Below are 22,630 nucleotides of genomic sequence, written 5' to 3' on the forward strand. Positions count from 1 at the left end.
AATTAATCAGAGACCACTTAAAATACTTGACTGGCAAACACCTTATCAGATCATGCTGACAAATTTGTCCAAAAATTCGGATTAAATTTGCAATCTACCTAATTGCCTTCGCTTTTATCGGCGTGTACGCGTTTGGCGCCTATCACGGTATTCGTGATGGTGATCCGGAAATGGTCGTTCGACTGGCACTCATCATTGCGAACATGACAATAATTTTCATGACCTTTATCGCATCTGTGATTGGTGACGGAGACGCGGATTTGGCGAAGCATCTGTTTATGGTGCCGTTGTGTACGGATTTGTCATTAGCGTTACTCGTCTCAGACTTGTTGAATCACCGCCTCTGGCATGTATTTGAAATGCGGGGTGGGCAGCGATGAAAAAACGGTTTGGGGCCATTCTGTTGCTCACATTAACAATTTTTGGCTTGCTATCATCTGCATCGGTAACGGCTTCTGCTAGCCAAGTCAGCCATGCGCCCCGTGTATTACTCGCTTACGATAGCGAAAATCGTGCCAAGGGTGACCAAACAAAAATTGATGCGATGCAGCGATTACTGACATCATTGAACCTTGAAGTTCATACGATTCGCATCGATCAATATCATACTGGTGATATCAAACGGCTTCATTTTAAAGCTGTTATTACGATGGTGAATTGGTCGCAGGCTAAGCTGACAACAAGTCACTTTGCTCATGATCGGGCCGCGTTTAAGGGATTAAAGCTTCACATTGGGCCGTCAATGGCTACGGATGAACGGCAGTCACTTGACTTGGCGCTTCGACCGCGTTATCACCAGCAGTACTGGTTAAGCGATCACACGTCATCGGCGCGGCAATTATTATCTTTTAGTGAGTCTTTGGCCGTGACGGCACAGACGCTAGCGACAGTGAAGACATTTGGGACCTTAGTGCCACAAAGTCAAAATGCCCAAAAAGTACCGTACGGCGTCATCAATGGAAACAACGCGTACCTACCTTATCTGACACCAAATGGTCTGAGTTTCGTTGTTGCCAGTCGGTTAATTGCCCGCTTCTTCGGTCACACGGCGACTTATGCGCCGTTACTGACGATTACGGACGTGACGCCGTTTACGAACATGGACTTGTTGCATAAGATGGCTACGGATTTAGAGAATAACGGGATTCCATTTGCCATCAGCACGACCAGCATTTCCGTTAATACTGATTTACCGGCATACAAACGGTTCACGAGTGAGCTACAGTGGGTTGAAAATCATGGCGGGGTCGTCTTTCTGCGAACGCCCGTTGTGTATTACCCCAAGGCCAGTACTCAAGGGCAGCTGACACAGCTGATGCAGACGCAGATTCAGCGGCTTATCGACCGACAAGTGTTTCCAGTCGGTTTAAGTGCGCCCAATTATTGGAATCAGGATTTGGTTTATCGACCCGCCGCATTGTCATATAGTAACAATGTTATTCTGACGCAGAATCCATCGGAGACAAAGAACGCCGATGCTGATAATACAGCCGGCGTGTACAAACGAACATTTTATGGACTACAGGAACAATCGTTAGAGACAGTTCACAATGGGACCAACTTAGCACAAACAGATCTTTCGTTTTCTTCGCCCACAGCGGTTACGATGACTATGCCTGATAGCCAAAAGGATTTGACGGGGTTAGTCAAACGCGTGAGTGCTGCCAAGGTCAGTTGGTTAGATCCAAGTGCTGGCAAATTTAGCGGCACCACAACGGTTGCCAACCAGCGGGCGCACTATCGTAATGGCAATTATTACTTAAACGGGCAGCTAACCGTGGTACCAACGTACAATCCGCCAAAGCAGACTAAGCCAGCACCAGTTACACCAACTGGCGCATTAAACACATTCTTCAGTGTCGATGGCGTTTTTCTGTTCTTCTTCATGATTGTGTCACTGATTGTCCTGTTGGCATTTTATATTGTTGGTCGTCAGGTTTACTGGCGCATGTTTAAAAAGAAGTAGCGGCAAACTCAGCTCAGTCAGTTTGGCATTTTGAAGGGAGGAACTACCATTAACATTCTCGATATTTTTCTCTTTATTGCGATCTTGGCAATTTGGACCATTTTAATCGTGAATATTATTTTGGTCATTGCAGGATACGTCAATTATTTACGCCAGGTGAAAACACCTGCGCGTGAGTTACCGAAAAATGTGCCGTTTGTGTCGGTGATGGTTCCTGCCCACAACGAGGGCATCGTTATCGTGAAGACGGTTGAGTCGCTATTAAACTTCGATTATCCACACGATCGCTACGAGATCATCATCATCAACGACAATTCAGATGATAATTCGGCTGAATTGTTGGGCCACTTGCAAAAGCGGTACCCTCATCGTCAGGTTCACGTCATCAATACGGATAAGACTAATGGTGGTAAAGGAAAGTCTAACGCCCTGAATATTGGCTTAGCTGCTGCCAAAGGTGATGTCATTTCCATTTATGATGCGGATAACACACCTGAAAGTGGTGCACTTCGAATTCTAGTTGCCGAGTTAATGGCTGACGACACGCTGGGGGCAGTGATTGGCAAGTTTCGGACACGAAATCGCAATGCAACACTACTTACGCGTTTTATCAACATTGAGACATTGTCCTTTCAATGGATGGCGCAGGCAGGGCGACAACAGTTATTTCATTTATGCACAATTCCGGGAACCAATTACGTCATTCGTCGATCACTGTTGGAAGAAGTCGGCGGTTGGGATGTGAAAGCACTTGCCGAAGATACGGAAATCAGTTTTCGGATCTACATGAAGGGCTTTCACATTAAGTTTCAGCCTAAAGCAGTTACTTGGGAGCAGGAGCCACAAACGTTATCCGTGTGGTTCCATCAACGAACGCGCTGGGTTAAGGGAAATATCTACGTCATCTTAAAGAACACGCATTTGCTATTTACCAAACGTGGCCGGCCAATTCGTTTCGATCTGTTGTACTTTTTGTCCATTTATTTTCTCCTGATGACGTCGTTAGTTTTATCCGACACCGTATTTGTCCTCTCGGTAGCGGGTAAGGTTCATTCAAACTTACAGGGGTTCAGCAATTCATTATGGTTGCTGGCAATTGTCCTCTTCGTTGCCAGTACGTACATTACAATCACAACGGAGAAGGGCGAGATGAACTTTAGCAACGTTCTCATAATTATTTTGATGTACATCACATACAGTCAAATGTGGCTTGCAGTAGCCGCTTACGGGATGGTGGGTTATGTTAGAGAGCAGGTTTTTCATAAACAAGCGAAATGGTATAAAACAAAGCGGTACCAGTAGGGGATTGTCGTTGCTGTGGCTGGTACTCACGCTCGCGGTTAGTTTGGTCATCACAATAATGCCGGCAAAGGCTGCTGATGAACAGACGTACACGCAGCCGTTTCAAAACAGCACCACAACGTTGTCAGGTAATTCAATTACCGCCAATACGTACTTTATCAAGATGGATTACTGGGACGTTAAACAGGCGACGTTGAATCTAAACTATCAGGTTAGCCAGTTAACTAACGGTGACACCTCCGACGTTACTGTCTCGATTAATGGTGTTAAATTTCATTCGTTCAGGCCTGAAAATAAGTCTGGTTTGCAAACGAAGAGTGTCGACATTCCGACCCGTTTGCTCAGTGGCACGAACAATATTAAGATCAGTGGTCAGATTTTAAATTCTGACGGGAGTAAGGCCGAAGTGGCACAAACGCCAGCTAACTGGTTCACGTTGTACAGTGGTGCCAACGTCAACTTTCGGTATGTGTTGAAGGATCCGGAAACGGCCATTAAATCGTTCTACGATCATTTCAGTGGGCCGGATACCATCGTGAACCACAACTCGGTTATTTCTGTGCCAAAGCAGGCGACTAATGATGAGTTAACGGCCAGTATGTACACTTTAGCTGGTTATGCACGGGTGTAATTACTACCGAGAATAACCAAATTCCTGTGACTACGTTTGATACGAGTAAGGCTAAGAAAGCTGACTATCAAATCGTCATGGCAACTTATCAGCATCTGCCAAAGAAATATCAGGCGGCCGTGAGTCGTCAGGATGTTGCCAAACATGCAGTACTTAAAACAATTTATGACGGAAATAAGCATGTACTCTTGGTCACCGCTACAACCGGCAAAGATCTGGAAAAGGCGGCGCGGTTTATTGCTAACGCCGAGTTGATGAAGGAAACCAGCGCGGATACTAAAAACGTCTCCGCAGCTACCCAAACGTTTACGTCCGATCTGCAGTATCAAGGCAGTCGTAAATTAACGTCGACGGGTGATCAAATCACGGGTCCAAAGCATCAGGAGAGTACTTATTTCGTTAATTTGCCAACGGATCGCACAAATGCGGACGGGAGCAAAATTCGTGTGCACTTCCGGTATGCAAAGAACCTTGATTTCACGCGTTCACTGGCTACCGTTTACGTGAACGGTAAGCCGATTGGCAGCAAAAAACTGACTGCGGCCAATGCCGACAATGATCAGCTGACGGTTAACTTGCCAACCGGACAATCGCTTGGCAACAGTTTTGTCATTCGGGTAGCGTTCGATCTCGAAATGAAGGATCAAAGCGATAGCGATAATGCGCAGACACCATGGGCGTTCGTGGAACCGGACTCGCGGGCTTACATCAAGTCCAAGCCAGTTACGGATATTCTCTTTAGCAACTACCCGAGTCTATTTATCAAAAATCAGTCGTTTAACAATTTAGCTATCGTGCGGCCAAAGACACTGAGCGCGAGCGATTTTACCACAATGACGAACATCTTTAATTTGATTGGCAATTTTGCCCAAAGTAATACTGGTTCAATTCAGTTTTATACGAAGACACCGCCTAAGAGCGTTCTTCGCGAGCACCACGTCATTGCGTTTGGCACACCGGCAAACAATAAGTTTATTAAGTCGTTGAATAACAAATTGTACTTCCAATACAACAAAAGGTTTACTGGTTTCCTTTCGAACGAGAAACTTAGCATTGAGTCAGCTTATGGCAAAACAGTGGGCACGAATCAACTCTTGCGGTCACCATGGAATAAGCGGTTAGGCGTGCTCGTCGTCACTGCGGCACACAGTCGTGATGTCGCGATGGCGTCCACACAAATTAACTTCCAGCGCAATATTCAACAATATACTGGGGATGCCATTTTGGTGGACCGAGACAATAATCACTACAATTACCGGTTTAAGAAGCAAAAGAATGCTGAAGCTAAACCGACTGTTACGCAAACGATTCACAAAAACTCGGCACTGGCCATTTACCTTGGTTTGGCATTCTTGATGATTGTGGTCATTGCGTATGCGCTGTTCCTAATGTTCCGGAAGAACGGTCAACGAATCGGGAAGGGAGGCCGTTCTCATGAAAAACAATCGTCAGACAAATAACGCCAGTTTGATGGCCGATGCTTGTTTATTGGCCTTCCTGGGATTGATTGCCATTACCGCCATCTTTTTTGGAGCGACGCCAAGCAACCTATTGCTGAATACACTCTATCTGGGCATCAGTGTCGCATTGGTGATGACGACGTACTTCTTCAGTTTAACAACCGGGCTGACCTTAAATCTTGTGTTCATGTTTATTCAGGGATTAGTGATGGTGTACCTCAATCTGGTTCAGCATCACACGGTTAAACTGGCACTAGTCTTTTGGCTAGTCATGCCGCTACTGTTGTCGCTAAGCTTTTATGGCATGACCACGATGCAACGTCGGCTACAGCAACAGAATCAGCAATTGACAACTGACATGGTTGAGCGTGGGGCGTTTGATGCCCAAACGAACTTGCGAACCACAGTTTCTTATATCGAAGACGCTAATGTGTACCTTGAAACGCATACTCGTTTTAAGATTCCGGTGACGACAATCATTATCCGCGTACGTTATTACTCCGAACTGGAACGGATGATGGGCGATGAACAGATGGATGCACTGATTCGTTTGGTGTCTGACACGATTGTGCAATCAACCCGCGATAATGATATTGGGTACATTTTGGACACCGTGACGCCGACATGGGGAACACTGATGTTTACCGATGCAGCTGGGGCACGTATCGCTGCTCAGCGGATTCGCGATAACTTCACCAAGGCTGCCAATAGCGCCAAGACGCTAGAAATGATGGAATTGTCGCTTGTTATTGGGGTAGCTGAGTTTGACGATAACACGATGCACAATCCTTACGACATGATGAATGCTGGTATTAAGGAAACAGAGTACGATGTCTGATAAGTGTTGAAACGATATGACTATGAAAAACCGCTACATTAAAGCAGAAAGGAGATCTGGGAATGACATTGACGCACTGGAACCTAAACCCATTGCTGACGGGACTGTTCTTTGAACTGGGCATCATCTTCTTGTTTCAAATTCTCGTCCGTCGTATCTGGGTTCACCCTGGACATGATCCTAAATTTTCGTTGAATTATCAGCAAGGCCGGTTGAAAGTGCTCAGTGTGATTTACTTTGGTCTTCTTGGCATTTATTTCGAATACGCGACGATTCATGTGGGACCCAACTATGCGTTTGTTAACATTCGCATGCTGTTGTTAATGTATGTTGTCTTTTTCATTGGCCAACAAACGGCATATATCGTGTTAGCGCTTCAATTTCTGACCAGAATCGTTCTGATTGGCGGTACACAGATGGAGCGTTCGCTGCTGTTTCTGGTTTTCTATGCCGTCATTATTGGTTTGCTTGGTGTGGTTCGTCATCGATTGTGGACGTCACGGATGCTGACGATTATTGTGACCAGCATAGTGTTCATTCCACTATTTTGGTTACTGGTGTACGTGATGCACTTTCCGATTCAACAAAAAATCACCTTGTCTGACATGTATGAGCAGATTGCGATCTTTTGGGTGATGGATATCGTTCTGTATTTCGCCATTATCTTTTTGGATCGAGATAATCGCTCATACGTGCAACGCGTTCACCAAGCAACCATTGACGAACTAACGGGGCTAGCAAACTATGCTGCGTTTGCGACAACGTTTAATCATACTTATAAGAGTTCTCGTGCGGATAATGACCAGCTAATTCTCATTGCGATGGATATCGACCGTTTCAAACGAATTAACGACACCTATGGGCATTTAGGGGGCAATCGCGTTCTGACAACAGTCGGCACCATGCTTCGAGAATACGTGGGCAATGACAAAGATATTTCTGTTTATCGGGTTGGTGGTGAAGAGTTTGAGATGTTGCTAACCGGGATGACGATGGAAATGGCGCGGATGTTAGCCCGCGAAATTCAGGTTAATGCTGAGAATAAGACGGTTGTCTACCAGCATTCACGCATTCAATTTACGATGTCATTTGGTTTGGCACAACTGAGAAACGGTGACGATGAGGCTGATCATCTTTATGATCGGGCAGATCGAATGTTGTATCAGTCCAAAGGTCGTGGCCGAAATGAGATCACGACGGATTTGCAAGAGAACTAGAGGGGTTCTGGTTCGACGGTTTGGTAAACGGTGTTGGAGTGGTGCACTGGTGGCCGTCAACAGTGACATGCTTCAGTTGATAGCGTAGCAACGTATGGAATCCACGATTGCTGTGACGAAGTTGCCAGACAATCTAGTCTAGATTTGATTCTCCAGTATGTAACTAAAATAGACGTTTTGCACAAACTTTCGCGTGCAAAACGTCTATTTTGTTTGTTTAGCTTATTTTGACGCCGCCAATTCCAACAATCGTTGCCGAAGTGCAGGCTGACTCGCGTAGATATAAAGACCGTATACACCACGCTTCATTAACACATTGAGCACGTTTAACGTTAGCTGTTCTTTAATTTGCTGGATTGCTTGCGGGTCTGTTAAATCATCACGTCGTTTGAAGACCTCGGGATCTGTTACTCGCTTAGTGTTGACAGTCATTTGTTGAGTGATTGAATCGTAATCAAACGGCGGACCGAGGATGACACCAACATAGTTAAGGTCGAAGCCTTGGACAGTGTAAATAGAGCCGACTTCATCGATGGTTTCTGGTTTTTCTGCCCATGAAGTGGCTTGGTAATTATATTGATCCCACGGTAATTTAAAGCGTCCTTCTGTTACATAGTGTTTGCCACCATCGAGCCTAGAAGGATAGCCGGATGTTGCGACGATTCGTGAGAGACCAACACGTTGATCATCCTGTTTGATACGGTCGTACATCGCCTGGGCGTCATCGAATATGTGCAATTCGAAGTCTTTAGTACTTGCTGGCACAGGTGTGAGTCGGCGGGATGTCAGATTATCAATCCAATCGACGACGGCTTGATTTGCGTGCATTCGGAATTGTTGGTGAAGCTGATAATCAGCATGCGGGTATGGCGCAATCAGCTGTTGCAAACGTTGTTCATTCCAAAAGCTTTTGGTTTTTAAGACTTGATACGTATCAAACACTAAGACAACAACCTTCGCTAATTTAATAATCTCTAGTAGCTGATTTTGCTGATCAAAGTTATTGTATCTGTCTGGTTTGGACAGCAGTAAGTGAGCTTCGTCAATAATGACGATATCGCTGTGGTGACCGTTCTTATGTGAGCGGTTAATAAACGAAGTTGGCCGTTCAAAATCCTTTTTCCGTAAGTTAGGGAGCTGACCGGCTAGTTCTTTATAGACTTTGAGAATTTCTGGATGATTCACGAGAAAAACATTCGTCGTGTCAAACAATGGACTGGTTGAATCGGTGCGCGCAGCGGTTTGAATATCATTGAATAGCTGACTTAAAACAACACTTTTCCCAGTGCCGGCGTCGCCATGAATTGTAAAGATAGCTGGTTTGTTATCCTCAGCTTGAATATGCGAGTTGCAGAAGTTCTCGATTTTAGTTTTCAGTTTACCCTGCTCGGTGGATAAGGACTTGAAGGGTGATAACTTATGAATGGCAGAATTTTTAACGATTACGTTCGACCTCCTAGCAGTCATAAAGAGATGACATTGCATAATAGTGTACACCATTTTGAAAAATACTGTTCGAAAATAGGTTAACCGGTTCATAAAGCTAAAAATGTGAAGATAGTGAACTAGTTAAATATTACAAATGTGGAAATATAATCATTACATTTTGTTTAAGGTTAATAACATGTAAGCGATTGAATTTTTTGAACAAGAAATTGGTATAGTAGCTAAAACAATAAGTCGTGAAGACAAACGATTGCACAAGAACAGGGTTTCATAAACAACGTTTTAAGTAAAACGTATTACTAAAGTGGAACGGTCTAATAATTAAAAGAAAATGTGGGCGTTAATCCTTACAGTGACGCGGTTTTAAAGCATTAAAAAGTATGTTATAAATGACGCTGTAACTTTTAGTTTACCTATTGAAATAATAACTAGTAAAAACATTGACTAATCGTATTTTTATTCATACTAAATGATTTAACTATAACTCGTGGGGGGAACATTATTTTGAGGAAACGTCTATACGCGTTAGCGGGGGCAGTTATTGCAAGCGCCTTTTTCAGTGTCACAACCGTCAAAACAATCAGTGCTGAGGCGGATGCGACGCCAGCGGTTGCAACAACTAGCAGCACGGCAGATAGTCAACCGAGCGCGGCTTCTAGTGATGCAAGTAACGCCAAACAGAATACGACAGAGGCTGTAACTAACCAAGCAAACTCTTCGACGGGATCACCTAGTTCGTCAAGTAATGCTTCAGGGGCCTCCAGTACTGCACAGTCAGCCGCCCCTTCTAGCAATTCAAGCGGGTCTGTAACAAGCGCTAGTAAGCCTTCTTCGACTGACACGTCGGGCACAAACAATGCGAGTTCAAGTAGTGTTACTACGCCACCTGAGGGTAAGACCAATACGGATACCAGCGCTGTAAAAACGCCACAGACGCAAACAACGCCTAAGACTGACAACACTGCTAATAGTTCGACCAGCTCCGCCAACAGTGATAGCAGTTCGACACCGCAACCAGTTACGGACAACACCAGTTCTGGTGGTGGCGGTCCGGGTGATTCATCCGCAGGAACGGCAAAGCCACAGTCACAGACTAAGGTTGATAGCGCCGAGGTTACTGTAGATAAAGCCAACTATTTTGATAACACAGATGCCGATCCTGATAACAACAAAGTATTTACTAAATCTACGGTAACTGAACCTGATGTTGTGGACAAACAAGATTTTTACACAGACAAGTATTACCACGGCGAGAATAATTCCGCGAACGAACCATCCAAAAACAGTAATGCTATCAATGCTGACAATAAGAATCCTAATGACGGCGCACCCGATTTAGGATCATATATTCTTGATGAGCAAGGTAAAGACGGTAATAAAGCAACTAATGATGAGAAGGCTGCCACAATAAATACGGTATTTAACCTGACTTATCACGATAATGACGGGCATTCTGTTCAACCAAGTCAGATTACTTTAGCCACAGGAATAGATGGTCTCATGACCTTCAATATTGAGCATGACATTTGGAAGTATTTGGTCACGGGTGATACGTTCACTTATCAATTGCCAAGTGGTTATAAAATCACAGAAGCTCAATCGGGTAACATTCAGAATGCAAATTCACCCGATAAAAGTTCAACGTATGGAACTTATACTATAGGAACGGATGGGAAAATCACCCTGACATTTTTTAATCCTCATGTACATGACGGCGATGATAATCCGGTTCAGTCACTGAAAGGGAATCTTTCTTTCAAAGCCAAGTTCAATGACCAAGTTATTACCAATCCAGGTCAACAAGGCGACAAGTTGCATTTGCCTGGTCAAACGGATCAAGATATCTTAGTTATTCATCCGACAACCGATCAAAGTATTTCTAAGACTGGCCGGCCTGATAAGAACTTAGATCCCAACAATATCATTTGGTCCGTTTATATGAACAAAAACATGCAGACGATGACCAATGCTACAATCACCGAAAAGTTTGATGATAAGGTAACTTATGACAATGCAAAGAAGCCAGTTGAGATTTATGCCATTCAAGTTGATCTCAAGGGCAACGTCATCAAAAATGATGATGGTTCTGACAAGCTTGGTGAAAAGTTAGTCGCCGGCACTGATTACACGGTTGATGCAGCCGGTAAAGTTACCTTCTTAAAGCAAATCACAACACCATATGAATTGATTTACACAACCAGCATTAATGATGCCGCTAAGCCCAAAGATACTCATGGCAACATTAAAACGGGTGATGCCACATTAAATAACACAGTTGACCAACGTGACGATGAACAAGGCGATAATGTCTTACCTGCATCGGCAAGTGTCATTGCCCATTATGAAGGTTTGTTCTATAAGTACGATCCAGCAATTGCAACAAATGATCATCCTAATGATCCTGATTATGACAAGTTACATCATATCTATACTTGGACAGTTGCTTATAACCACGGTACGGATACGTTAAACGGCAACACAGGTTTATATACTGATGTCATTGGCGCACCTCAAACGTTTGTCAAAGATTCATTTCATATGTGGATTATGGAATACGATCCTAACAATGCTGATCAGCCATTCAAGTATACGAATCAGCAAGTTGATCCAAGTCTATACACGTTGACACCAAATGCTGATGGATCTGGTTTTACGGTTAAGTTTAACGATGGATTTGATAAAGCCGTTAACATGGTATACCAAACTCAGATCACGCAAGGATCTAAAGTTATCTCAACTGATGTTAAAGACATTGTAAATACTGCACAGGTTACCGGTTATGATAATCAAACGCCAAAGCCGGTTACGACTCACAGTTACGACTTAATCAAGGATGTTGAAAATGGCGGACCGGATCGTGGGCTTAAGGTTGCAACTTGGAAGCTTACAATTAACCAAAGTAATTATAAGATGCAAGATTATGTTTTAGTGGACACTGCGTCAAATGATGGTCTGAGCTTACCGTTTGACCCCGATGAAACTTTACCAAATGCCACCAATCAGCCTAAGGTGCAGCTTGTTGACAAAACAACAGGTGACACATTAGTAGAGGGAACAGATTACTTTTTGACTGCAACTGGTGATCAAAGTACTAACGCGACATTTACAGTTGTTTTTATAGGGAAATACAAAGTTACATCAGATACTTTCGTTTTACGTTACAAAACGGTTTATGATGTTGCCAGAGTCAAGACACCGTTGCCTAATACTAATTTTAGTTTTACTAATGATGCAACGGGAACTTGGACAGACGTTACAACCAATAATCCGGTGACAGACCACGCGGGAAATCACTTCGAAGCTTCACACGATGAAGCATACCAAGGTAGTAAAAATGGGATCTACAATCCTGAAACAAAACAGATTCATTGGACTGTAATTTCCAACTACAATGCCGAAGATTACAAGAGTTATCAATTGCTTGATCCGATTTACCAGAAGCAAAATTTTGTTCCTGGCAGTGTCAAGGTGACTCAGGGTTCTATCGCCGCACAGGGATACTTTATTCCAGGCGAAACTGATCCGAAGTATTACACGGTTCATGCTTACAAAGGTCATGTTGATATGGCCACTGGTGATTTTGTTATTGAAGGCATTATTAATGCAGATGGTTCAATCACACCAATGACAGGCACGACATCTTATCAAGGCTTTCAGAATTATCAAGGCAGCGAACTTTATAATCTTCGTAATTATAAAGATGCCACAACTGAAATTGTGATTGACTTTGGGAGTGATGCAACACCGTTACCTAAGCCTTCAGATGTTACTGGCACTGATTCACGTGTTAAGTTAGCCTATCAAGTTGAATATGATACGGACGTTAAAGGCATCCTAGTTGACAATATGTATAACAACATTGCGTTGACTTCATATCCAATTGATAATGACGGCAAATTGTCCGTTCACGGTCAGGCGTCAACATATCAAGGCCAGCCTTACATTAGTAAGACAGGTAACTACAATCAAGATAGTGGCTCGAACCGTGCCAATTGGACGGTGGATATTAACCGATCTCAATCAGCAATTACTAATGCGGTATTCACCGATACACCAACAATTAATCAGCGTATTGATCCATCAACAATTCATATTTATGGAGTTGTTGCCGCTGATCTAAAGACCTTGGAAACCATTACTAAAACTGTGACAGACAAAGATGGTAAAGAAGTTACTAAAACCTTTACTCAAACAAAGATGACACCTGATAGAAACAATGAATTGAAACAGGGCATCGATTATGAAGTTGTTTTGAGTCATGACACAGTGACTGGTCAAGAAACATTAACGATTAAATTTCTCCATGCAATTAGTACCGCTTATGTTTTGGAATACCAATCAAGGTTGTACTTTAGTAAAGACGATCAAGGTCAAACAGTTCGTTTCTCAAACGGTGCCACTTTAAACGGTGATAACGTTACACCAGACCAACCTGGTGATGAAAACACTGATCATTTCTTTGTCACTGAAAGTTCAGCAAAAGCGATTGGTTACTTCTACAACTTAGTTTTAACCAAGCAAACGACAGACGGTCAAAAATTGGCCGGCATTTCCTTCAACTTATATGAAGAAAATGCTAATCATACGCGCGGCGCTTTATTGCGTACGGGTGTGACTGATGAAAATGGTGTCGTTACCTTTAAGAACATTCCTGGTTATCATGTTGACGGAGTTACACCGATTGAGTACTTTATTCAAGAAGTTAATCCATCGGCCGATTACATCACACCAGATGATTTAAAGAATGGTACTCGTACAATTAGTGTTTCTATGTTATCAGGTACCAAAAATGATCAAGATCGTTTAGGCAATATTTGGAACCATCTTGGTCAAGCAACGTTAACTAAGACGGATGCTGCTGTCAAAGGAAGCATCTTAAATGGAGCTCATTTCAAACTAGAAGTTTTGAAAAACGGTGAATGGGTCACTTACTCCGATTCTAAGGGTAAGGCATACGACAATTTGGTTACTGGTGTTGACGGCGAGAAAGCTAACGATGGAAAAATCGTTGTTAATGGCTTGCTGCCGGCGCAATACCGTTTCGTTGAAACGCAAGCACCTACCGATTACATTCTGAATGATGCAACACCACAGACTAAGGAAATCAAAGTTCCGGCGTCAGATGGAAATGATCCGTTTGGAAACGAACAAAAGATTGCTTTCTTTGATACACAAAGCAACAGTAAAGGCACCTTCGAATTACACAAGGTGGGTACTGAAGGCAAAGCGATTGCTAGCGCCGAATTCGATCTTTACTATTTAGACGCAGCTAAAAAGAGTGTTTATGTTTCAAAGACTAACTCGGATGAAAACGGCTTAGTTCGTTTCACCGGTTTAAATGCTGGCTGGACTTATTGCGTTCGTGAAGCAACCTCACCAAATGGTTACTACAATCCAGATGCTAATGCTGATATCGTGTCATTTACTGTGAATACGAACTCAAAAGATGGCCTTGATAACGTTAAGTACGAAAATCCAGATGATCACACTGATCATGTTATTAACTATACTGACCATGTTGTTCTCACAAAAGTTGGTAACGATAATAGTAAAGTAGTTGGTGCAACTTTCATTTTGAAAGATGCTGCAGGAAACGTTATTAAAACATTGACCACGGATGCAAACGGCAAACAGACATCGAATGATGTTTGGACAACGGATGGTAACGGTCAGATTGTCATTGATGATTTGACGGCCGGCGACTATACGCTACAAGAAGTTGCTGCCCCCGCAGGTTACATTTTGAACAGCACGATTCAGAAATTCACTATTTCTGCAAAGCTGGATAGTACATTCTATTTCACCATGACTGATTATCGAGGTCAGATTCAAATTACGAAAATTGACGGAGATAACGCTTCAAAGAAACTTGAAGGTGTTGTCTACACGTTAACTGGAAATGGTAGTACACAAACTGCGACGACTGATGCAAACGGAATTGCGACGTTTAAGAATTTGAGCAGCGGTGATTACACTGTTGTTGAAACTCAGTCATTAGATGGTTACATTCGTGATACCAAAGTTTACAAATTTACGATTAGTGCGGATGTGACTAGTGACGACAAATCGTTATATGATTTGTCAGCAACTTACAAGAACTACCAAAACAAAGTAACGTTTACTAAATTCTTGAATTCTGACAAAGGTACTAAAGGTCCCAATGCAGTTTACGAATTAAATGGTGCTGGTGAATCAAAACAATTCACCACGGATGCAAACGGACTAATTACGTTTACAGGTTTGAAGACAGGCAGTTACACACTGACTGAACTAACAGCACCAATGGGTTATGCGACAAATAACACACCACTAACGTTCACGGTGGACGCTGATGGCAAAATTTCTGTTGCCAGCCTGAGCCAGATTGATTACCAAGGTCATGCGCAATTGACGAAGACTGGTGCCAACGGTCCTTTGCAGGGTGTGACGTTCGACTTGTTAGACGCAGATCAAAAGACGGTTGAACAAGCTAACTTAATCACTGACGCAAATGGTGTGATTACAACCAAGAATTTAAAACCTGGCACATACTACTTTGTTGAAAAGCAAACACTGTCCGGTTACATTCTTGATGCAACACCAATCAAAGTAGTTGTCGCTGATCGTAAAGGTCAAAATGCTACGTGGTTAGATGATTCAGCCAATACCACATTAACTAATGTCCAAAACAAGCTTGTCTTCACTAAGTATGGTACCCATGTAGGGAACGTCCTAGATGGCGCCGAATATACTTTGTTGAACACAACTACCGGTGAAAAACCAGCTTTCACGTTTGTAAACGGTCAAGTTAGTTTATCAGGGCTAGCCGCTGGTACGTACACAATTATTGAAATTACCGCACCTAAAGGTTATATGCTTAATCCAGATGTCATTAGTTTCACCGTTGATGAAAAAGGTTTGATCAATGGAAAGCCTGAACTTTCTCTTAACCAAATCGACTACCAAGGTTATGCCTTTATGAAGAAAGTTTCCGCTGATACTAAGGTCCCATTGGCTGGCGCAATTTTCAGCGTTTACAACTCAGAAGGTAAAATTGTTCAAACAATTACGACTGGTATGGATGGATTGGTTAAAACTGAGTTCTTACCAGTCGGTGATTACTACTTCAGAGAAATGAAAGCACCAGATGGTTACATTTTGAATTCAAATTTGGTTCATTTCTCTATTAACAAGAGCAATCATGACGTTGCCCTTGATGAAGGAACGTTTGTGAATTGGTTAGGTGCCGTTAAGATGACCAAATACGGTCAACCAGATGTTACAAACGTTGGTACACGGGTCATGTTGCCGGGTACGAAGTTCGCCCTCTACTATGTCGTAGATGATGGTAGCGAAGAATTATATGGTATTGATCCAAATAATGAACACAACATTCATTACTTTAAAGCAGGGGAAGACGCCAAAGGTTGGACGACAGTATTTACAACCAACGTTAATGGTCAAATCTTCTTGCAAGGGTTGAAACCTGGTAATTACTATTTCAAAGAAGTTGCCCACGCAGACGGTTACATTTTGCGTGATGACACACCTGACCTGCAACCTGAATTGAGTAAAGGTTTGGGCAGTGCAAACTTTGTTGACAAACCACAAGGATTGGAATTCTCACGTGTTGATGGCACCTCTGCGGTGGTTGACAAAAATGGCCACGTAACTTCAGCACCTGATGACCGTGACTTCAGTAGCCGTTTGTACTTTGTAATTCTCCCAGCAAGTGACGTGGAATCCGTTGCATTCGCTGGTGATCAAACGAACTACCAGGGTTCAACGACGTTTACCAAGACAAACAGTAAGGGTGACAAACTTGCCGGTGCTGTTTACCAATTGCTTGATAGTGATAAGAAGACTATTGAAGTCACAATGGATGGCAAGCAAGTTAGCCAGCTCACTACTGATGCAAATGGTAACTTCACCATCACTGGTCTAGCACCTGGTACGTACTACTTGAAGGAAATCACTGCACCTGATGGTTACCTAATCAACGACAACGTTGACGAAACGAAGTTTGTTATTGCGGATATCACTCGTGGTGGTCAAAGTAACGTAACTGCTTCACAGATTGATTACCAAGGCAGTATCAAACTGACGAAAGTCGCTGCCGAGGATGGTCACGTGTTGGCCAATGCAACGTTTGAACTGCTCGATGCCGACAAGAATGTTATTAAGACAGGCTTGACGACGGATGCCAACGGGACGTTAACCGTTACTGACTTGAAGCCTGGTACTTACTACTTCAAGGAAACGGTCGCCCCAACTGGTTATCAATTGAGCACTGAGTTATTGAAAATTGTTGTTCTGGATCATGCAACTGACGAACCTGTTGCGGTCTCGGCTAAGTTCCAAGACGTACAGGTGCCACCAGTTACACCACCAACGACACCAAACATCCCGAATATTCCAACCACGCCGACGACACCGAATGTACCAAACATTCCGTATACACCAACAACGCCGAATGTGCCGAATATTCCGAACGTACCAACGACTCCGGGTCAACCAAACATTCCAAATGTACCAACGACCCCTGAAGTACCAAACGTTCCTACGACACCAACTGTACCGAACGTACCAGTAATGCCAAACGTACCAAACAAGCCAATGACACCAACGATGCCAAATCAACCAGCGCGTCCAGCTAAACCTGAAACGCCGATTGTATCAGCACAAAATGGTTCTTATGTGGCTGTCGCTGTTACTCCTGTAGCATCACAAAAATTTGTTGCCAACGGTCGTCCTGCGGGTCAACCTGCTAAACAAGAAGGACATGGTGTGACTGGATTACCAGAGACTGGTGAGAAATCAGCTTCATTACTAGCAATGCTAGGTTTAGTTCTGCTCAGTGTTATTGCAGGATTTGCCTACTATGTGCGGAAACAAGAAGCTTAATCGAATAGGTATTACGAAAAAACGATTGCGAGGAAACTCGTGATCGTTTTTTTTGTACGCACAAATTATTTTAGTTATTTAAATGTTTTTTGACTAAATTGGTATAGCTACAAAAATGATTACTATTAAAGGAAAACGATTGCACCTACTGTGCGATGAAAGCACTTTTTAGCTGTAGTGCAAAAAGTGAAAACTGAAATATTGGTTGCTCCAAAAGCGGCAAAAAGCGCAACTTGACAACCTTTCAAAAGCAATATTTGTATGGTATAAATACCCACAGAATAAATTTGATTACTAAAAGGTTAAGTAACTAAAACGCTTACACAATTTAATTATATAAATGTAATCGATTATGCATGACTTTCTCTGTTTGCAAACAACCATCGCAGACCTCTTTCCCATGCAAGATTAGCTAATCGCCAAAGAATTCATTGGTGAGTAAAAATACAACAGGGTTTTAAATTGAGGGGTATTTAAACGAATGAGTTATAAACATATGCAACCAGAAACGAAGCTGCATTATCGGATGTATAAAGATGGCAAGAACTGGGTATTCGCCGCAGTTGCACTTGCTTTTTTTGGCGTGGGCGCAATGACGACCACTGCTCACGCTGCTGATGTAACGACGACAGATCAGGCACCAATTGAAAAGCCTGTTAGTGCTCCGGCCAGTCAGGCCACAAGTGCTGCGGCTTCGCAAACATCAGTTGGCAGCGAAAAAGCCTCAACAGCTAGTGAAGCTACAAGTGTTGCTAGTTCTGCCAAAAGCGATGTGGCCTCAAACTCAGGCGCGGCAAAAAGCACAGCAAATGAAGACGAAAGTGGCACAACCTCAACCGCTTCAGCTGCAAAATCTGATACAAAGGTCAGCGACCAACAGTCTCAAGACTCAGCAAATGGCTCAAGTTCAGTAAAATCAGATGCACAATCAGTAACCTCTGTGGCAAGCCAGGCGTCACAGCCTTCACAAGTTAGTCAAAATGTACAGTCTGTTACATCGCAGGCCAGCCAAGAATCGCAAGTGGAGTCTAGTACATCAGTGAACGGAGCATCAACTAAGTCTCAGGGAACAACGCAAATTGCATCAATTGAAAAGGCTACGGCACTGAATTTTTTGGCGAATGATCCCACTGATCCAACAGACTCAACTGAAACGACTAACGGCACTCAAACTGCATCAAACATATCCAATTCAACCAATTCGGATGATGTAAAATCTAACGATTCTGTGGACACAGATGGCAAGACTATTAACATCCACTCAGATAATTTTGATAAGTATTTCAAAACCAACGGGGATGCTACTTACATTGGTGGTGTTGTTCAATTAACTGATGGTAAAAGTCAATCAGGTAATATTACTCTAAGAAACCAAATTGATCCATCTGCTGGTTTTAAGGTTATTGGTGGTGTCAGTATGACTTCTCCGGCTCCGGATCCTGATAATCCAGGGCAAGTGACTGATGCAGATGGTATTTCATTTATTTTCCATCCTGGCGGCACTGATCAGGTTGGTGGTAAAGGTGGAGCTCTTGGTATTGCTGACTTGCCCAATGCATTTGGGTTTAAGGTAGATACTTACTTTAATGGTGACGATACAGATGTTCATTCTGACTTTTTGCCAGATCCAACCCTTGACAGAACGGGCCAGAAAATATCTGGCGGAGAAGCCTATGGCGCGTTTGTCCATACTGATGCATCTGGTGTAGCGGCAACATATGGTGGACCTGATGGCACTGTTTATAATCCATATTATGAAGGCGATATTAAGTTGGGCATTCACATTAACGAGCCTTCAACGCACGTAGATCCTAGCGGTGAATATGTTGACTCTAAAACTGGTGTGAATACTACAACTGACCAGTCTGCTGGGGCACTGTTAGTTCGCACACCTACTCAACTTAATGGCAAAGAAGTGCCAATTGAAATTGATTACGCACCTGTACAACAGTTTGACGATAAGGGCAATCCATTAGTAGATGCGACTGGAAACAATGTTTTCAAGCATATTATGACTGTGAAGTATGGTGTTCAAGGAGTCGCAGACAACGACACAACTAATCAACCATTGAAAGAATGGACTCTAGATATTACACCTTGGCTGACTTCAGATGGCAAAGGGGGATATGAACCATTATCATTCGCTATGGCTGCATCTTCTGGTAACTTTTTCAACATTCAAGGGATGAAGTATGAAGGCTTTTCATACACGTCGAAGGCTGCTATTAACGTTAAGTATGAGGATGAAGACGGAAATGACTTGCTGCCTGAAGTAACAAATCACTATTCGATTGGCGATCAATATGCGTACTCTAATCCCGAAATTGAGGGTTTTCATTATGATCGCACTGTTGAAAGAAATTATGTTTTGAATGATGGCAAGACCATTGCAGAGGACCAAACGGTAGAAAATGCAGCCGGCTATGCCAAAGTATTGAATCCTGATATTGTATTTGTGTACGCACGTAATGTTCCTAACAAGACATTTCTACAAATAATTCCAATGAGTGTCGAAGATGGTAAAAACCCCGCTAACATTGGTAAACAAATTTTTACAGATGGACAATCTAGCGCATTAGATATGCCAGAGATTCCAGGTTACACATTGTTACAGAGCGCTAATAAAGATAAATATTCGGATGCAAGTGCAGAATTTGATTACTCACTTCAAGGAAATACAGCAACTTTTGCAATACAGAAAGATCAACTTAATTCATTCAAAGTTTGGTACGTTCCAAGCACAGTCACGTATACTGTGATTCCTTTTGATGTAAATGATCCAAAGCAAACCTCATTAGATACTGAAGGGGCGTTGGCAAATATACCAGTGCAGTTTGGATTGAAAGATAAGCCAATTGTTCTGCCAATCATACCTGGTTACGTGCCGGTTGATGCACATCCACTTTCGCTTTCATTTACTAAGATAGATGTAGGTACAAATCTCCCCCAGAAGTCATATGAGGTAAAAGTGCCATATGAAGTTGCACCTTCTATCAGGTTGAATTACACTGCCGCCACCAAAAGTACGAATACGACAATAAATGTTGATGAGAATAAAAAGGTTGATTCTGATTCTAAAACTGTAGTAAGTGATGCGAGCGCAAGCCTGGGTGTTATGACTTACGTAAAGAGCGATATTAGACCGGAAATTTCGTCTAACGTAACAGTTAACGTGCCTTCATTACAACAGGAATTAATTACTAATAAAAAGGATTTGACTGCTTCTGATTTTGTTAAACTTAACGATGGATTGCCCAGCTCATACACTTATACACTGACAGGACAACAGTCACATGACGTTGCATATCAGGCGAAAGCAGCACCTCTTAAAGTAACTTTCGAGGATGAAAATAAAAAATCCTTGTTTGAGACGCAAATCGATGGTGGAACTGTTCTTGGTAGCTATTCAGTAACTGCACCGAAAGTGATTTCTGTTGATAATGTTAAGTATGTCTTGAAAGGCAAGAATCTGCAGGAAGGCACATACAATGATTCGCAAAATCAAAGCATTGCCTTTGATTATGTGCTTCAAAGTGTCGTTGCTGGTCAAGACGTTGATATTATGGTTAACGATAAGGACTATACTGGAGAACGAAACTTTGTATCCGTTACAGATAGTCAAGGAAAAACCAGCTCAACTGATGATGCCGCTTTGAAGCATGCTGCATATGAAACGGTATCCGTTGATACGAGCAAGGTAGATATCACTAAACCAGGTATTTATCCGGTCACTATTACTACTAAAGATGGGGCGTCAACAACCGTGTATACTCATGTTGTTGAAATTAATTTGAGAGATTTGACCCTTTATGTTGGGGATACTTGGACTGAATCTGATAATTTCGTGGGCGGTACTACGGCCGAGGGCACTCCAATGTCGTTTGACATGCTAAAGCTAGTTTCTGGGAGAATCTCTACTGATTACAAGTCAGACAAACAGAAAGTTGTATTTGAATACGGTGACCCAGTTTATGCTACGGCGTATGTTAAAGTTTTGGACCGTCCTGTTGTCACAACGCCAATTAAGCCGAGTGACGGCACTGAAACCCCAGATACTAAGCCAGCACAACCAGTTACTGGTGATAAAACACCAGTAACGACGCCAGAGCAGCCGGCTACAACTCCAGAAACACCAGCAACAACACCGGAGAAACGGGCCACAACTCCCGAAGTGCCAGTTACGACACCGGAGCAGCCAGCAACTGTTGCCGAAACACCAACGCCAGTTGATCAGCCAATCACACCGGCCCAAACTCCAGAAGTGCCGGCTGAACCAACGACACCGACTGAACCTGCACAACCAGCAACGGTCGCAAATGTAACGCCAAACGTACCGGCACAACCAGTGCTGACACCAACGGCTACCGCACAACCATCAACGCCTGTGTCATCAGATCGTCCTTGGGACCCAATCGAATTGATTATGACGGATGACGATAATGGTCAAACTATCACAACCACTGAAATTCAGGGTTATACCGGCAACTGGGTTTACATTGGTAACATGGTTCCTGCCGGTTATCATTTGGCACCAGGTCAAAGTGACTGGATTTTACTGAACGATGTCACACCACAGACGGTTCACTTAGTTGCTAACACCATTGATCAAACATCAACAGCGGTTGCCACTCAGAACACAGTGGCTCCTGCAACAACGACAGAAACTGTAGCGTCAGTTGCTCAACAGAGTGTACCAGCGACTGTCGTTAAAGAAGCATCTGCACCAACCACGAAAACTACTGACGAAACTGATCAGCCTGCTGCAGCAGAGTTGCCACATACTGGCGAACTTGCCACAACAGCAGCGATGGGCACCGGTTTAGCATTATTAACTGGTTTACTTTCGTTGCTCGGTCTTCGTCGCAAGCAACACTAATCATTAAAATG

General features: G+C 43.0%; 8 protein-coding genes and 1 pseudogene. 8 read left to right on the top strand and 1 reads right to left on the bottom strand.

From position 1 onward, the window contains the following. The first annotated feature begins 92 nt into the window (after positions 1-92). From GB992_RS08750 to GB992_RS08775, 6 genes and pseudogenes are all read left to right on the top strand, one after another. Complete coding sequence (locus tag GB992_RS08750; RefSeq protein WP_488655868.1) at positions 93-380, top strand: hypothetical protein; 288 nt, start codon at positions 93-95, stop codon at positions 378-380. Continuing rightward, on the top strand, positions 377-1,966 hold the full coding sequence (locus GB992_RS08755) for a hypothetical protein (protein ID WP_161002091.1): 1,590 nt from the start codon (positions 377-379) through the stop codon (positions 1,964-1,966). The genes GB992_RS08750 and GB992_RS08755 overlap by 4 nt, the downstream gene beginning before the upstream one ends. 48 nt (positions 1,967-2,014) lie before the next feature. After that, complete coding sequence (locus GB992_RS08760; RefSeq protein WP_161002129.1) at positions 2,015-3,268, top strand: glycosyltransferase; 1,254 nt, start codon at positions 2,015-2,017, stop codon at positions 3,266-3,268. Beyond that, positions 3,207-5,359 (top strand): annotated as a pseudogene (locus GB992_RS08765) (cellulose biosynthesis cyclic di-GMP-binding regulatory protein BcsB). The gene GB992_RS08760 and the pseudogene GB992_RS08765 overlap by 62 nt, the downstream one beginning before the upstream one ends. Then, positions 5,334-6,197, top strand: a complete 864-nt coding sequence (locus GB992_RS08770; protein ID WP_161002092.1) for a GGDEF domain-containing protein — start codon at positions 5,334-5,336, stop codon at positions 6,195-6,197. The pseudogene GB992_RS08765 and the gene GB992_RS08770 overlap by 26 nt, the downstream one beginning before the upstream one ends. Positions 6,198-6,259: 62 nt before the next feature. Next, complete coding sequence (locus tag GB992_RS08775) at positions 6,260-7,414, top strand: GGDEF domain-containing protein (RefSeq protein ID WP_161002093.1); 1,155 nt, start codon at positions 6,260-6,262, stop codon at positions 7,412-7,414. Between the two features lie 222 nt (positions 7,415-7,636). On the opposite strand, the gene GB992_RS08780 is transcribed toward GB992_RS08775, so the two are convergent. Continuing rightward, the gene (locus tag GB992_RS08780; protein ID WP_238331085.1) at positions 7,637-8,899 is read right to left on the bottom strand and encodes a DUF2075 domain-containing protein; all 1,263 of its coding nucleotides are present in this window, start codon (positions 8,897-8,899) and stop codon (positions 7,637-7,639) included. 465 nt (positions 8,900-9,364) lie between these two features. On the opposite strand from GB992_RS08780, the gene GB992_RS08785 reads away from it, so the two are divergent. Beyond that, on the top strand, positions 9,365-17,743 hold the full coding sequence (locus GB992_RS08785) for a SpaA isopeptide-forming pilin-related protein (protein WP_161002094.1): 8,379 nt from the start codon (positions 9,365-9,367) through the stop codon (positions 17,741-17,743). 481 nt (positions 17,744-18,224) lie between these two features. Further along, a complete protein-coding gene (locus GB992_RS08790) occupies positions 18,225-22,619 on the top strand; it encodes a lectin-like domain-containing protein (protein WP_161002095.1) in 4,395 nt (1,464 codons plus the stop codon). The last annotated feature ends 11 nt before the right edge of the window (positions 22,620-22,630 follow it).

The sequence above is a fragment of the Furfurilactobacillus milii genome (assembly GCF_009863985.1).
GTDB lineage: Bacteria > Bacillota > Bacilli > Lactobacillales > Lactobacillaceae > Furfurilactobacillus > Furfurilactobacillus milii_A.

Bases quoted from the DNA above. Each gene is read 5' to 3' on its own strand.
- GB992_RS08755 (WP_161002091.1), top strand. From the start codon at position 377: ATGAAAAAACGGTTTGGGGCCATTCTGTTGCTCACATTAACAATTTTT.
- GB992_RS08770 (WP_161002092.1), top strand. From the start codon at position 5,334: ATGAAAAACAATCGTCAGACAAATAACGCCAGTTTGATGGCCGATGCT.
- GB992_RS08775 (WP_161002093.1), top strand. From the start codon at position 6,260: ATGACATTGACGCACTGGAACCTAAACCCATTGCTGACGGGACTGTTC.
- GB992_RS08780 (WP_238331085.1), bottom strand. From the start codon at position 8,899: ATGCAATGTCATCTCTTTATGACTGCTAGGAGGTCGAACGTAATCGTT.
- GB992_RS08790 (WP_161002095.1), top strand. From the start codon at position 18,225: ATGAGTTATAAACATATGCAACCAGAAACGAAGCTGCATTATCGGATG.